A 13,787-nucleotide genomic window follows, 5' to 3' on the forward strand; every position below is an offset into this window, starting at 1 on the left:
GACGTGGACGAGCGGTAATCCCCCGAACCCCGAGTCGGTCGCGCGCGCACTGGTGGACGTGCGGTGATCTAATAGGAAACTTTCCTATAAAACACGAGTGCACCGTAACCATCCGCCCGCCGCCCCGCAAGACCCTGGAACGCGCCGGTTGCGGCCCGCCCGGCCGCCCGTCCGACCACTCCTGTTCCCGCACCGAACCAGTCCGGCGGAGCCCGGAGAACTGGCATGATCGTTCGCGTCGAGACCAGACAGGACGGTACGTCGATGCCTCCCAGAATCGTTTCCGGCGCCCTCGCGCTGGGCCTGGCCGCCGGCGTCCTCGCCGGCGGCGCCACCGCCGCCCGAGCCGAGCCGCTGGAGTTCCATATCAAGGTGCCGAAGCACCTTTCCGTAGGAAAGGGGGAGTACAACAAAGCCTGCGCCATGGACGTGTGGGTGTGGGGCACCGAAGGCTCCGCGGTCGCCTATTCCAATGCCTATCTGATCGATCCCGACGGGCGGACCCCGTCGGCGCTCGTCTACAAGAAGGTCCTGCCCGGCCGCCAGGTCGGCTGGGGCGTCGGTTGCCCGCCCAAGGTGGAGGACCTCGGGAAATGGCGCGTCCGGGTGACCGCCTATGACAGGAGCGGCAAGGCGCTGGGAAGCCGTGAGGACTACTGGTACGAGAAGTTCGACACGGCGATCCAGAATCACAGCGCCGCGCCCGAACCCGTGCGCAAGGGCCGCCCGATCACCGTGTCCGGCCGCCTGAAGCGGCTCAACGACCTCGGCACCGGGTACACGGCGTATCCGGGCAAGGCGATCCGCGTCTATTTCCTTCCCAAGGGCTCCACGTCCTGGACGTACAAGGGAACGGCGAAGACCGCCCGCGACGGCCGTTTCCGCAAGGCGTTCACGGCTGAGGTCGACGGCTACTGGCGCGCCTACTTCCCCGGCACGAGCAACTTCGACCGCCAGAGATCCCTCGACGACTTCGTCGACGTGCGCTGAACACCGGGGGCGTCCCGCCCGTTCGCGGGACGCCCCTCAGACGGGATGTCACAGACCCGGGGGACCGGGCGTCTTAGGGGGGAGAGGCACCGCAGGGAAGGAAGAGGCACATGCGAGTCTTCGTCACGGGAGCGACCGGAGCGCTGGGGCGGCATCTCGTCCCCGGGCTCGTCGCGGCGGGCCACGAGGTCACCGCCACCACGAGGTCGCCCGCGAAGACGGCGGGCCTGCGCGAGGCGGGCGCCGAACCGGTGGTGCTGGACGGCCTGGACCGCGAGGCGGTGATCGCGGCGGTGCGGGCCGCGGCGCCGGAGGTGATCGTCCACCAGATGACGGCGCTGGCGGACATGCGGAGCCTGCGCAGGGTCGACCGGGTGTTCGCCGCGACCAACGAGCTCCGCACGCGCGGCACCGACAACCTGCTGGCGGCCGCGGAGCGGGCGGGCGCCCGCCGCGTGGTCGCGCAGGGCCACAGCTTCCTGTACGAGCAGTCGGGCGGCCCGGTGAAGACCGAGGACGACCCGGCCGAGCGGCGGCCCGTCCCGTCCGCCGCCCGGACGGTCGAGGCGATCAGGTACGTGGACGAGACGGTGCGGCTCAGGGCGCCGGAGGGCATCGTGCTGCGCTACGGCACCTTCTACGGGGCGGGCGCCTCGGATCCCATGGTGGAGATGGTGCGCAAGCGGCAGATGCCGGTGGTCGGCGGCGGAGGCGGGGTCTGGTCGTTCATCGAGATCGCCGACGCCGCGTCCGCGACGCTCGCGGCGATCGAGCGCGGCGAGCCGGGCGCCTACAACGTCGCGGACGGCGATCCCGCGCCGGTCGCGGAGTGGCTGCCCTACCTCGCCGAGGTGGCGGGCGCGAAGCCGCCGCTGCGGGTGCCCGCCTGGCTCGGACGGCTGCTGGCCGGGGAGTTCGCCGTGGCCCAGATGACCGGCGCGCGGGGCGTCTCCAACGAGAAGGCGAAGAAGGAGCTCGGCTGGGAGCCGCGGTACGCGAGCTGGCGGGAGGGCTTCCGCGCCTGGGTCGACGGTTAGGCGTGTTTCAAAAGTCCCGGCCCGCTTCGCTCGCCTGGCGGCTGTGTTCATTCAGTCCCGGCCCGCTTCGCTCGCCTGGCGGCTCGCTGCGCGACCGGGCCTGGGCGAACGCGGCATCGCTTCGCGATCCGCCCGGTTCCGCTCGCCTCCGGCTCCGCTCCACCGGCCAGGTCACGCGTTCGCGTGCGGGGTCGAGGCCACTTCGAGACGGGCCTGGGCGCGGATGTGGCCGATGACGAGGTCGGCGTTTTCCTCGAACCGCCGGATCTGGACGTCCAGCAGCGCGCGCCACCGGCGGTTCCCTCCGAAACGCGACCTTGTAAGCGACCCCTTATTCGGGTTTAGCTTACAGGAGTCGTTTCGTCAGGAGGTCGCGCCGATGACGGTGACCGATGGGCCGGCGCGCCCTGGCGCACCGGCCCATGTGAATCCCCCCGCAGGAGGTCGATCCATGCCCGCCGAAGACCCGCTGGCGACGATGGCCGCCGCCGACCCCTCCAGGATCGCGATCGTCGAGGACGATCGGCGCCTGACCTACGCCGAGTTCAACGCCCTGGTGAACCGGTACGCCAACCTGCTGGTCGAGCACGGCGTCCGGGCCGGCACCAAGGTCGTGTGGTGCGGCCGCAACAGCACCGAGGTCGTCGCGCTGATCTCGGCCCTGCGCAAGTGCGGAGCCGTCGGCGTCCCGCTGAACTACCGCCTCGCGCCGGAGGAGACGGCCTACGTCGTCGAGAACGCCGACGCCGCGCTGGTGGTGTTCGACGCCGAGCAGGCCCCCCAGCTCGCGGCGGCCCGCGCCGAGGCGGCCGGCGTCCGCGCCTGGCTCGCCTGGGGTTCGGCGCCGCCGGACTGGGCCTCCTCGCTCGACGCCCTGGCCGGGGAGAGCCCCGAGACCGAGCCCGCCGCCCGGGGCGCCGACCCCGCGGCCGGCACCTCGATGTTCTACACCTCCGGGACGACCGGCAGGCCGAAGGGCGTCGTGCGGGGCGAGCTCGACCCGGCCCTGGTCCTCGGGCTGGTCGGCGAGATCGGCTTCGAACCCGGCGACGTCTACCTCACCACCGGCCCGCTGTACCACTCGGGCCCGATGAGCTTCATGCTCATCGTCCAGCTCATGGGCGGGACCGTGGTCGTGATGCGCGACTTCGACCCCGAGCGCTGGCTGGAGCTGGTCGAGCGGCACCGGGTGACCACCACGTTCTCCGCGCCGACCCCGATCCGCCGCGTGGTGGACCTGCCGGAGGAGACGATCCGCCGCAGGGACCTCTCCTCGCTGCGGCGCGTGATCGCCAACGCCGCCCCGTGGCCCTTCGAGCTGAAGCGCCGGTACGTCGACCGGATCGGCGACGGCTCCCTGTTCGAGGTGTACGGCTCCACCGAGCTCGGCGTGGACACCGTCCTGCGCCCCGAGGACCAGATGCGCAAGCCCGGAAGCTGCGGCCGCGCGGCCCCCGGCGTCGAGATCGCCCTCTTCGGGGAGGACGGCCGCCCCGTCGAGGAGCCCCACGTGCCCGGCGACCTCTACGTGCGCGGCGCCGCCACCTTCAACGCCTACTACAAGGCCGAGGGCAAGTTCCGGGACGCCGGCCGCGGCGAGTGGCTGACCGTCGGCGACATCGCCTACCGCGACGAGGAGGGCTTCTACTACATCTGCGACCGCCGCACCGACATGATCATCTCGGGCGGGGTGAACATCTACCCGGCCGAGATCGAGGCCGTCCTCACGGCCCACCCGGCGGTGGCCGACGCGGCCGTGTTCGGCGTCCCGTCCGACGAATGGGGCGAGTCCGTACACGCCGCCATCGTCCTGGCGCCGGACGGCGCCGCCACCGACGGCGAGCTCCGCGACCACTGCCGCGAGCACCTGGCCTCCTACAAGACCCCCAGGGGCTTCGACCGGCTCACCGAGATCCCGCGTAACCCCTCGGGCAAAACCCTGAAACGCCAGCTCCGCGCCCCCTACTGGGAGGCCCGCACCTCCAACCTCACCTGAGCGACGCCGGACGGCGTGGGGCCGTCATTCGAACAGGCGGCGGTTCGAACGGCTCCAGGCGAGCCGGCGGTCGAGTTCTGCACCCCCGGCGGCGGGTGGACGTCACCGGGTCACGGGTGGGCGCGCTCGGTGCGGCGGTGGTCGGGCTTCGTGTCGGGCTCCTGAGGGCGGGCCCAGGGGGAGCGTTGGGCGGCGTGCCGATGGCGGGTCCCGGCCTGCCTCGGGGAGCGCTGCGTCAGGTACTCGGTGGTGTCGTCGGCGTCCCGGGCGGGGGGCAGGTCCGGCGCGGTGCCGCGGTCGGCCAGGCGCGCCGAGGTGATCGTCAGCTCGTAGTGGGCCCACACCATGGCGGCGTTCTCCAGGCGGCGGGGCTCGGCGTGGACGAGGTAGACGTCGGACAGGGCGGTGGCGATCAGCAGGACGGGCGTGCCGCGGTCCAGGTCGGCCGCGGTGGGGCCGGACGGCCAGACCGCCACGCGCAGGCGCCGGTCGTCGAGGACGCGGAGCTCACCCCAGTCCGGCACGCAGATCCGGGGCCGTCCGTCGGGGGCGCAAGTGATCATGACGACGGGGTGCTGGCGGGAGGGGGCGCTGCCGATCGCTTGGACGGCGGCTGGGAGCACCTCGGGAGAGAACGCCATCGGCTTGTCCGCCTTACGTCGAAGGTCCGGCCGGCCCGGCGGGCGACCCGGGCCGGTCCCCGCTCGAAGAGACTCCTTCTCGTCCACTCGATCATATGTTCGATTTCAGAGGCGGGCGAGCGATATTTCCACGAGCGGGGTCGCCTGCATCATTCCCGTCCCCGGGGGTGGGCCATGCGCCAACCTGTCGCGCAGGAGACATGGTTGGGCCGTTCGGGATGCGTCGGGCTCGGCGGTCCGCGTTCGGGCGGACGCGCAGGGTGAGCCGCCGGCGCGAGGGCGTCGGCGGCTCACGGTGAGGGGGCGCGATTCTCGTCAGGAGACCTTCGCGCTCGGGGCGGTCTGGGGGGCTCTGCCGCGCGCTCGGCGTTCCAGCGCGTAGTACAGCCCTCCCGCGACCAGGCCGCCCGAGAGCCACGAGAAGTCCGTGTGCCCCAGCGTCCGCGCGATGGGACCCTGGAGTGCGGGCACGGTGCCGAACTGCCACGCCCACGCCGCCAGAAGTCCGAGCGCCAGGCCGGCCAGGGCCCGGACGTTCGCTCCGCCGTCCCGGTACAGGGCGGCCACGTCGATCCGGCCGCGCCGCAGGACGAAGAAGTCCACCAGGACGATGGCCGCCCAGGGGCTGATCCACACCAGGATGGACGCCATCCAGTGGTCGAACGCCTGGGCGAAGCTGTCGGCCCGCAGGAACACCGCCAGCACCAGGGACGCGACCGCTCCGGCGACCAGCGTCACCTTCCACCGGGCGACCCTGATGCCGACCGACAGCGCGGCGAGCGAGCACGAGTACAGGTTCAGGATGTTGGTCGCCACGGGCCCGTGCATGATCAGCAGCAGCACCGGCACGGCCATGACCCCGAACGCGCCGGTCACGAGGCTGGACGGGTCGCCGCCGTCACCCGCGCTGGCCAGGCAGGCGCCGAGCGCGGCCAGCCACACGGTGGGGACGTACATCCCGAGCGCGGTGGACCAGAACACCGACCTGTCCGAGGCCCGCGGGCGCACGAAGCGGCTGTAGTCGGCGGAGTAGGGCAGCCAGCTGATGCCCCAGCCGATGCCGATGGCGGTGAGCAGCTGGGTCACGGCGGTGAACTTGTCGCCCGCGGTGGTGGCGGTGGCGGTCGTCCAGTGGAGGTCGGCCTGCCCGAGGGCCAGCCCGGTCATGACCACCATGACCAGCACGGTGGCCGGGACGGTGTACTTCTCGAACGTGCGGATCGCGTAGAACCCGTAGAGCGCCAGGACGAGTTGGGCGGCCATGATGAGCCCAGCAACGACGTAGCGCAGCACGGCGCCGCCGTGCACCCCCGCCTGGGCGAGGATCTCGATCACGAGGTCCAGCACCACCCAGGTGTTGACGCCGACCCAGCCCATGGTCAGCAGCCCCTGCACCAGGCCGGGGACGAGCGCGCCGCGCCGGCCGAACGGCCCGCGGCCGAGGACCATCTGGTTGACACCGGTGCGGTGGCCGATGACGTTGAACAGCCCGAAGACCGCGCAGCCGGCCAGGTTGCCGAGGATGACCACCACCAGGGTCTCCACCAGGCTCAGGCCGAGCGTGACGCCGAGCGCCCCGAGCACCCAGTTGATCGGCGCGATGTTGGCCCCGCACCAGATCCAGAACTGCTGCCACGGCGTGGAGTCGCGGGCGGAGGCCGGGATGGGCTCGATGCCGTGTTCGTCGAAACGAACCGGCTCCTCCAAGTGGACCGGTTGTGCTGTAAAGCTCTGGTGTGCGGATTCGTTGCTGGACATGGTTCCTCCGTCCGTGACGTACAGCACACCAAAGCATCGTGACGTTCCGTCCAGAAGTAGAGAAACCTCTATCATCGGCGGGATCGGCTGGATAGATTCACAGGGTGTTCACGCTGGCGTCCCTGGTGAAGGACGAGTCGCTGGGCCTCAGGGTCCTGGTTCCGGGCCCGCACGGTGCCCTGGAGGAGCCGGTCGCCTGGGTCCACAACACCGAGCTGCCCGACCCCTCCGGCTACGTGCGGCGGCGCGAGCTGGTGCTGACCAACGGCCTGTGGGACGACCGGATCGCGGCCTCGGGGTTCGTCGCCAACGTCCAGCGGGCGCAGGCGGCGGGCATCGTCTTCGGGCTGCGCGCGGAGCGCCCCACCACGCCGGAGGACCTGGTCGCCGCCTGCCGGGACGCGGGCGTGCCCCTGCTGGAGATCGCGGCGGCGGTGCCGTTCACCGCGATCTCCGAGGCGGTCGCCACGCGCTACACCGAGGAGCGCCAGGGCGCGCTGGTCGGCATGGTGCGCCGGGGCGACGCGCTGGCCACCGCGATCTCGCGGGGCGCGGGAGCGTCCGGCGTCCTGCGGGTGCTGCGCCGCGACCACGAGCTGCCGCTCGCGGTCGTCGACCGGATGGGCCGGCCGCTGGCCTCGGCGGGGACGGAACTGGACGCCGCCCAGCTCCACGCGGTCGCCACCGGGCTGACCCGGCGCCCGCCGCCCCTGGAGCTCGACCTCGGCGCGGCCGGGCGGGCCGCGCTGTACCTGGTCGGCGCGGTCGGCGACGTGGACGCGGCGCTGATCTGCCTGCGCCCGGTGAGCGAGCTGACGCGCGTCGAGCAGGACGCGCTGGACCAGGCGGCGCGCTTCCTCAGCCTGGAGGTCGCCAAGCAGCAGGCCGTGCAGGCGATCGAGCTGCGGTTCGCCAGCGAGCTGCTGGAGATGGTGCTGTCGGGCGGCAGCCGCGACGCCGAGGTCCCGGGCCGGCTGCGCGCGTTCGGCGTCGACCCCGAGGGGCCGCTCGCGGTGTGGACGACGGCGTTCGCGGGCCCGGAGGCCGCCCTGCCCGGGCTCGCGGAGGTGGTCGGCGAGTTCTTCGCCGCCGCCGGCGTCCCGGTCGTGGTGGCGGCCGGATCGCAGGACGTGGTGGCGGTCCTGTCGTGGCGGCACGGCGAGGAGGAGGCGGCGCCCTCGCCGAGCGCCTCGCCGCCGCCGTGGCGGAGCGGTTCCCCGGCCACCGCGCCGTCGTGGGCCTCGGCGGGACCGCCCGGGGGCCGGCGGGGCTGCGCGAACCGCTGATCAGGGCGCGCGAGGTCTGCCGCACCCTGCGGCGGGGCGGCGCCGGGCCCGCCGTCCGGACCTTCGCCGAGCTCGGCCCTCACCGGATCCTTCTCGGGACGCAGGACGCCGCCGCCCTGCGCACCCTGGCCGACGGCGTGCTCGCGCCGATCCGCGAGCACGACGCGAGGCGGGACGGCGAGCTGGAGGCCACGCTGCGCTCGTTCCTGGACCACGACGGGCACTGGCAGGCCACCGCCGCCGCCCTCCGGGTGCACGTCAACACGCTGCGGAACCGGCTCGCCAAGATCGGTGAGCTGACCGGCCGCGACACGTCCCGCACCGCCGACCGCGTCGACCTCTTCCTGGCCCTGCGGGCCGCCGACATGGCCTGACCCCCGACCCCGGGCGCGGTCAGCCCGGGTGGACGTCGGGGTCCACCCGCGGCGGGCGGTGGGGACGCGGCCGGACGTCCGGATCGGCGAACGCCGCCTCCGCCACGTCCCGGCACCGGGCGAACGCCACGTCGCCGCACTCCCGCGCGTACTCGATGAAGCGGCGCAGGGCCAGCGCCCGGCCCGGACGCCCGGACAGGAACGGGTGCACGCAGAGGTTGAACAGGCACCGGTAGTGCCGCATGCCGTCCAGCTCCGCGCGCCACAGCTCCAGCACCTTGCGCGGCGACTCGATGACCGAGCCGACGTGCGGCGCGGGGAGGTAGGCGTACTGCTCCCAGTCGTCCAGCGACCAGTGCACCGGCAGCTCGACGATCTCGCCCGCCGCGGTGGGCACCCGGTACGGCCGGTCGTCGCCCATCAGGGACGAGTCGTAGCGCAGCCCGTGCTCGGCCACCAGCTCCGCCGTCGTCCAGGACGCCTCCCACAGCGCCGCCCGGTGCCCGGTGATCTCGATGCCCTGCCCGTCGAAGACCTCCAGGGCGCGCTCGAAGTCCGCGCGCTCCTGCGCCGGGGACATCGACGTGGGCGGGCGGTGGGAGTAGGAGTGGTGCGCCACCTCGTGCCCGCGCTCGACGACCGAGGCGGCCAGCCCCGGCCGCCGCTCGGCCACCCAGCCCGGGACGAAGAACGTCGCCGGGACCTCCATCTCGTCCAGCAGATCCAGGATCCGGGGCAGGCCCACGTCCGGCCCGTAGGCCTGGTGGGACATGGTGCTCGCGTGCGCGGCGTACCGGCCGCCCTGGGCGAGGACCGGCGTCTCGGCGTCCACGTCGAAGCCCAGGGCCACCACCGCGGCGGCCCCGCCGTGCCAGCTTCCGGCCATGTCCCCGTCCCCCTCCTCGCCCCCGGCCGCCGGATCAGGCGCCCGCACCGGCCGCCAGCCGCCAGCGCCGGACGTTGTCCAGGGTGACCATCGGCGACAGCATCGCATGGTCGAAGGGCTCGTTCGCCCGGCCCTCGGCGAGGCGGCGCGGCAGGTCGGGGTTCACCAGCGCGGCCCTGGCCACCGAGACCAGGTCGGCGTGGCCGTCCGCCAGGACCTGCGACGACAGGTCCGCGTCGTGCATCCCGCCGTTGGCGATCACGGGCAGGCCGCTCACCCGGCGGGCCAGGCCGGTGACGGTGAGCCCCCGGTCCAGCCGCGCGGAGTCGAGCCAGTTCCGCCCCTCGCTCGCGACGTGCAGGTAGCTCGCGCCCGCCTCGGCCAGCGCGGCGAAGATCACCTCGGCGTCGTGGGCGCCGCCGGGCCAGCGGTACCGGAAGTCGTTCACCTTGGTCTGCGACACCCGGACGCCGACGCACCAGTCGGGCCCGACCTCCGCGCGGATGGCCGCGACGACCTCGGCCGTCAGGCGCGCCCGGGCCGCGACCGGCCCGCCGTAGGAGTCCTCGCGCAGGTTGGTGTAGTCGGTGAGGAACTGGTCCAGCAGGTAGCCGTTGGCGGCGTGGACCTCCACGCCGTCGAACCCGGCGCGCCTGGCGTTCGCCGCCGAGGCGACGAAACCGTCCACGGCCTGCCCGATGTCGTCCAGGCTCATCTCCCTGGGCGCCGACCACGGGCCGTGCCCGCCGTACTCGGGCATCTTGACGCCCTGCGGCACCACCGCCGACGGCCCCGCGGTGTCGTCACGGTGAGGGTTGCCCTGCGACAGCGCGCCCGCGTGCATCAGCTGGGCCACGATGGCGCCTCCGGCCTCGCGCACGCCGGCCGTGGCCTCCCGCCAGGCGGACACGTGGCGCTCCGACACCAGGCCCGGCTGGTTGAGATAGCCCTGGCTGTAGGCGGCGTCGGTGTAGACCCCCTCGGTGATCACCAGGCCGAAGCCGCCGCGCGCGAAGTCCGCGTAGTACTCGGCCATCTCGGGCGTCGCCGTGCCGTCCGGCGCGGCCGAGACCCGGGTCATCGGCGACACCGCCAGCCGGTTGGACGTGCGCAGCGCGCCGACTCGTCCCGGCTCCAGCGCCGGGTGTGCGACCGTGACGTTCATCTTCGCTCTCCTCACTCGTTCCCGGACCGGGTCGGGCCCGGTCCGCCTCACAGGACCTCGATCGCCATCGGGGTCGGGCCGTCGCCGTTGATCCCGGCCAGGTCCTGCGGGCAGGCCGACAGCACGACCACGCAGTCCATGGCCGCCTCGAAGGTGACCGCGTCCCCGGCCCGGCTCTCGGCGGCCAGCCACCGCAGCCGTCCGGACCCCTCCACCGGGATCCGCATGAACACGTTGACCGGCTGCGGGACGACGGCGGACGACAGCCCCATCTGCGCCAGCGCCGACTCCAGGTTCCGCGCGCACGAGGCGTGCCCCGGCGCTCCGAGCCCCTCGTACCGGGCGGGGTCGCACGCGGCGATCAGCATGTCGTGCGAGCCCGGCGAGGTGTCGCCGGCCAGGGTCAGGATCGGCCTGCGCCGATCGGTGACGAACGGCTCGCCCACCAGCGGGAACAGCCGGCTCGTCACGCTGCGGGTGTGCGCGGCGCTCAGATGCTCGCGCGGGTCGTCCGCGGCGAACGCGAACAGGTCGCCGACCTGGCCGCCCTCCACGTCCACCACCCGCACCCGCCGCCCGGCGCCCACCCGCACCGCCCGGCCTTCTCCGGCGGGCACCATCGTCCGTTCCATCGTCACCATGCCGGTCAGCACACCACCGGCCGGACCGTCCGGGCCATAGAGCTTCGTCCAGGCTCGTAGGGAGACAATGGACTTTCATCCAGGGGCGGCCGTTCCGGGCGAGGCCGATGGTGGACACGCACTCTCGGTCACCGTCGGTGACCGGCAGAGTCGGTTACCGGTCAGTCGCTTCTTGGCCCTCCGGCCCGTCCGCCGGGCGCGGGGCGCGGCGGAGCCACCACGCGCCGCGCTGTTGATGATCATGACGCTGAGTCCGGTTCTCCCTGCTATGGGCGGTACTCTTCCCGCAGCGTTCTTGCGTGATGACGGTGGCCGGCGGGCAGTGAGGGAGCACGGCAGTTGAGCGAGGGAACAGGCGGCGCGCATCTTCCGGAGCTGATGCGCTCCCGGCGGGATGTCATCCTTGACCGGTGGGTCAAGCTGGTCGCCGCGGGGGTGCGCGGCCGGATCACGGAGAGTGAGCTGAGGGGCGAGCTCTCCGAGCTGTACGGGCTGATCGAGAAGGCGGCCGCCGGAGAGAAGGAGGCGGCCGGGGAACTGCGGGCCGCGCTGACCGAGATCTCCCGCACCCGCGCGCGGGCGGGGTTCAGCCCCAGCGAGACCGCGGTCAGCGTGTTCGCGCTCAAGCAGGCGGTGCTGGAGCAGGTCGGCGCCATCGGCGACGTGGCGGCGTACGCCGAGTTCGTGGCCTTCTCCTCCGAGATCGACGATCTGGGGCTGGTGACCTTCGAGACCTATGCCGCCGCGCGCGAGCAGGTCATCGCCGACCAGACGGAGCAGCTGCTCGAACTGTCCACGCCGGTGGTGAAGCTGTGGGAGGGGATCCTCGGGGTCCCGCTGGTGGGCACGCTCGACTCCGCGCGCACGCAGGTCGTGATGGAGACCCTGCTGGAGCGCCTGGTCGAGACGGGCTCGGAGTTCGCCGTGATCGACATCACCGGGGTCCCGGCCGTGGACACCGAGGTCGCCCAGCACCTGCTGAAGACGGTGATGGCGGCCCGGCTGATGGGCACCGAGTGCGTGATCTCCGGCATCCGCCCGCAGATCGCCCAGACCATCGTCGCGCTCGGGATCGAGTTCGGCGACATCCCGACGAAGGCGTCGCTGGCCGACGCCCTGGAGTGGGCGCTGGAGCGCAACGGGACCCGGGTGGTCGGCGGGACGGGGGCCTGATGGAGCGCGTGCCGATTCTGAAGATCGGCCAGGTCCTGCTGGTGTCGATCCAGGTCGACCTCCAGGACCAGACCGTCCTCGCGCTCCAGGAGGACCTGGCCGACCGCATCGTCAGGACGGGGGCCCGCGGCGTGATCATCGACATCACCGCGGTGGACATCGTGGACTCCTTCATCGGCAGGATGTTCGCCACCATCGCCTCGATGTCGCGGCTGATGGACGCCGAGACGGTCGTGGTGGGCATGCGGCCCGCCGTGGCGATCACCCTGGTCGAGCTGGGCCTGTCGCTGGGCGGCGTCCGCACCGCCCTGGATCTGGAGAAGGGCATGCGGGTCCTCGGCGCGCCGCTGCCGGCGGTCGGCCCCGCCGCCGTGGAAGGCCCGTGACGACTCCGGCGGGCGACTCCGTCCCCATCGCCTCCAACGACGACGTGGTCCGGGTGCGGCAGCTCGTGCGGACCGCGGCGGCCGCGGCGGGCATGTCGCTGGTCGACCAGACCAAGATCGTCACAGCGGCCAGCGAGCTGGCCCGCAACACCTTCGTGCACGGCGGAGGCGGCACCGCGCGCGTGGAGAGGGTCGTCAACGCGCGGGGACGCGCCGGCGTGCGGCTGGTGTTCACCGACACGGGCGGCGGAATTCCCGACGTGCCGCAGGCGCTGACCGAGGGGTGGACGAGCGGGGGCGGCCTCGGCCTCGGCCTGCCCGGAGCCCGGCGCCTGGCCGACGAGTTCGAGCTGGAGTCCGAGGTCGGGAGGGGCACCACGGTGACGGTGACCAAGTGGATCCGCTGACCGGCACCGGATGGATGACGAGCCCGCCCGCCGGCGACGCGGTCTGGCTGCGGGCCGAGGAGCCCAGCGCGGCGGCCGGCGCCCGGCGCCAGGCGGCCCGCCTGGCCGGGCGGCTCGGCTTCGCGGGGGAGCGCCTCGGGCAGATCCAGCTCGCGGTGACCGAGGCGGCCACCAACCTGGCCAAGCACGCGGTGCGGGGAGAGATCCTGGTGCGGATCGTCCGGATGGGCGAGGAGGCCGCGCTGGAGCTCGTGTGCATGGACCGGGGACCCGGCATCACCGACGTCCCCGCGTCCCGCCTGGACGGCCACTCCACGTCCGGGACGCTCGGCCTCGGGCTCGGCTCGATCGAACGGCTCGCCGACCGCACCGGGATGCACTCGCTCCCGGGCGCCGGCACCGTCCTGTTCGCCGGGTTCTCGCGGCCCGCCGACGCGGCGGGCCCCGCGGAACCGGGGCCGCCGTTCGCCGGCCTGACCCGGCCGATCGACGGCGAGGAGGAGTGCGGCGACGCCTACGCCGCGCGGCTGGACGGCGGGACGGTCTACGCGATGGTCTGCGACGGCCTCGGGCACGGGCCGATGGCGGCGCGGGCCGCCCAGGAGGCCGTCACGGCGATGCGCGAGGCCGTGCTGCCGGCGCGCCCCGTCGACCTGCTGCGGCGGGTGCACCAGCGGCTCGGGGCGACCCGGGGCGGAGCGGTCGCGGTGGCGGCGGTCGACCCGGCGGCGGGCGTGGTGCGGTTCGCCGGGCTGGGCAACATCGCCGGATGGATCGTCGACCTCGACCGCCGGCGCGGCATGGTCTCGGTTCCGGGCATCGCCGGCGCGAAGACCAGGACGCTGCGCGAGCACGACTACGACCTGCCCCGCGGCGCCATGGTGGTGCTGCACTCCGACGGGCTGACCGACAAGTGGGACGCCGCCGGCCGCCCCGGGCCCGCCCGCGAGCCGCTGCTGATCGCCGCGGACCTGCTGCGCTCCGCCGGGGTGCGGCACGACGACCGCTGCGTCCTCGCCGTGACGACCGCCGGGCGGAGGTGAGCCG

The 13,787-nt window shown here is 73.4% G+C and carries 14 protein-coding genes; 9 read left to right on the forward strand and 5 right to left on the reverse strand.

Annotated features, from left to right (window positions below):
- Positions 1-225: 225 nt before the first annotated feature.
- The 3 genes from ACQEU6_RS39100 to ACQEU6_RS39110 all read left to right on the forward strand — a co-directional run bounded on the left by ACQEU6_RS39100 (position 226) and on the right by ACQEU6_RS39110 (position 4,023).
- The gene (locus ACQEU6_RS39100) at positions 226-990 is read left to right on the forward strand and encodes a hypothetical protein (RefSeq protein WP_499338731.1); all 765 of its coding nucleotides are present in this window, start codon (positions 226-228) and stop codon (positions 988-990) included.
- Between the two features lie 110 nt (positions 991-1,100).
- The gene (locus tag ACQEU6_RS39105; protein ID WP_499338732.1) at positions 1,101-2,027 is read left to right on the forward strand and encodes an NAD-dependent epimerase/dehydratase family protein; all 927 of its coding nucleotides are present in this window, start codon (positions 1,101-1,103) and stop codon (positions 2,025-2,027) included.
- Between the two features lie 451 nt (positions 2,028-2,478).
- A complete protein-coding gene (locus ACQEU6_RS39110; RefSeq protein WP_499338733.1) occupies positions 2,479-4,023 on the forward strand; it encodes a class I adenylate-forming enzyme family protein in 1,545 nt (514 codons plus the stop codon).
- A 110-nt stretch (positions 4,024-4,133) separates the two neighbouring features.
- Here the strand turns inward: ACQEU6_RS39110 and ACQEU6_RS39115 are convergent, their stop codons facing one another.
- Together ACQEU6_RS39115 and ACQEU6_RS39120 are read right to left on the reverse strand one after the other, a co-directional pair.
- Entirely contained in the window at positions 4,134-4,664 is a 531-nt protein-coding gene (locus ACQEU6_RS39115; RefSeq protein WP_499338734.1) for a hypothetical protein, read from the reverse strand.
- 315 nt (positions 4,665-4,979) lie between these two features.
- On the reverse strand, positions 4,980-6,422 hold the full coding sequence (locus ACQEU6_RS39120; RefSeq protein ID WP_499338735.1) for a purine-cytosine permease family protein: 1,443 nt from the start codon (positions 6,420-6,422) through the stop codon (positions 4,980-4,982).
- 104 nt (positions 6,423-6,526) lie between these two features.
- Between ACQEU6_RS39120 and ACQEU6_RS39125 the strand changes: the two genes are divergently transcribed.
- Complete coding sequence (locus tag ACQEU6_RS39125) at positions 6,527-7,708, forward strand: PucR family transcriptional regulator ligand-binding domain-containing protein (RefSeq protein ID WP_499338736.1); 1,182 nt, start codon at positions 6,527-6,529, stop codon at positions 7,706-7,708.
- Positions 7,657-8,082: a PucR family transcriptional regulator gene (locus ACQEU6_RS39130; RefSeq protein WP_499338737.1), complete on the forward strand. Its 426-nt coding sequence runs from the start codon at positions 7,657-7,659 to the stop codon at positions 8,080-8,082. The genes ACQEU6_RS39125 and ACQEU6_RS39130 overlap by 52 nt, the downstream gene beginning before the upstream one ends.
- A gap of 19 nt (positions 8,083-8,101) precedes the next feature.
- Here ACQEU6_RS39130 and ACQEU6_RS39135 read toward each other — a convergent pair whose 3' ends face one another.
- From ACQEU6_RS39135 to ACQEU6_RS39145, 3 genes are read right to left on the reverse strand one after another with little or no spacing between them, the layout of a single operon-like run.
- Positions 8,102-8,968, reverse strand: coding sequence for a polysaccharide deacetylase family protein (locus ACQEU6_RS39135; RefSeq protein ID WP_499338738.1), 867 nt, complete (start codon positions 8,966-8,968; stop codon positions 8,102-8,104).
- Positions 8,969-9,002: 34 nt separating this feature from the next.
- Positions 9,003-10,133 carry an oxidoreductase gene (locus tag ACQEU6_RS39140; protein ID WP_499338739.1) on the reverse strand — a complete coding sequence of 377 codons (1,131 nt, stop codon included), beginning with the start codon at positions 10,131-10,133 and terminating at the stop codon, positions 9,003-9,005.
- A gap of 47 nt (positions 10,134-10,180) precedes the next feature.
- On the reverse strand, positions 10,181-10,774 hold the full coding sequence (locus tag ACQEU6_RS39145) for a DUF1989 domain-containing protein (protein ID WP_499338740.1): 594 nt from the start codon (positions 10,772-10,774) through the stop codon (positions 10,181-10,183).
- A gap of 339 nt (positions 10,775-11,113) precedes the next feature.
- On the opposite strand from ACQEU6_RS39145, the gene ACQEU6_RS39150 reads away from it, so the two are divergent.
- From ACQEU6_RS39150 to ACQEU6_RS39165, 4 genes are read left to right on the forward strand one after another with little or no spacing between them, the layout of a single operon-like run.
- The gene (locus ACQEU6_RS39150; RefSeq protein ID WP_499338741.1) at positions 11,114-11,947 is read left to right on the forward strand and encodes an STAS domain-containing protein; all 834 of its coding nucleotides are present in this window, start codon (positions 11,114-11,116) and stop codon (positions 11,945-11,947) included.
- On the forward strand, positions 11,947-12,333 hold the full coding sequence (locus ACQEU6_RS39155; protein WP_499338742.1) for an STAS domain-containing protein: 387 nt from the start codon (positions 11,947-11,949) through the stop codon (positions 12,331-12,333). The genes ACQEU6_RS39150 and ACQEU6_RS39155 overlap by 1 nt, the downstream gene beginning before the upstream one ends.
- Entirely contained in the window at positions 12,330-12,740 is a 411-nt protein-coding gene (locus ACQEU6_RS39160) for an ATP-binding protein (RefSeq protein WP_499338743.1), read from the forward strand. Before ACQEU6_RS39155 ends, ACQEU6_RS39160 begins: the two co-directional genes overlap by 4 nt.
- Positions 12,728-13,783: an ATP-binding protein gene (locus ACQEU6_RS39165; RefSeq protein ID WP_499338744.1), complete on the forward strand. Its 1,056-nt coding sequence runs from the start codon at positions 12,728-12,730 to the stop codon at positions 13,781-13,783. The genes ACQEU6_RS39160 and ACQEU6_RS39165 overlap by 13 nt, the downstream gene beginning before the upstream one ends.
- Positions 13,784-13,787: the final 4 nt, after the last annotated feature.

Source organism: Spirillospora sp. CA-108201 (assembly GCF_050936235.1).
Classification (GTDB): Bacteria; Actinomycetota; Actinomycetes; order Streptosporangiales; family Streptosporangiaceae; genus Spirillospora.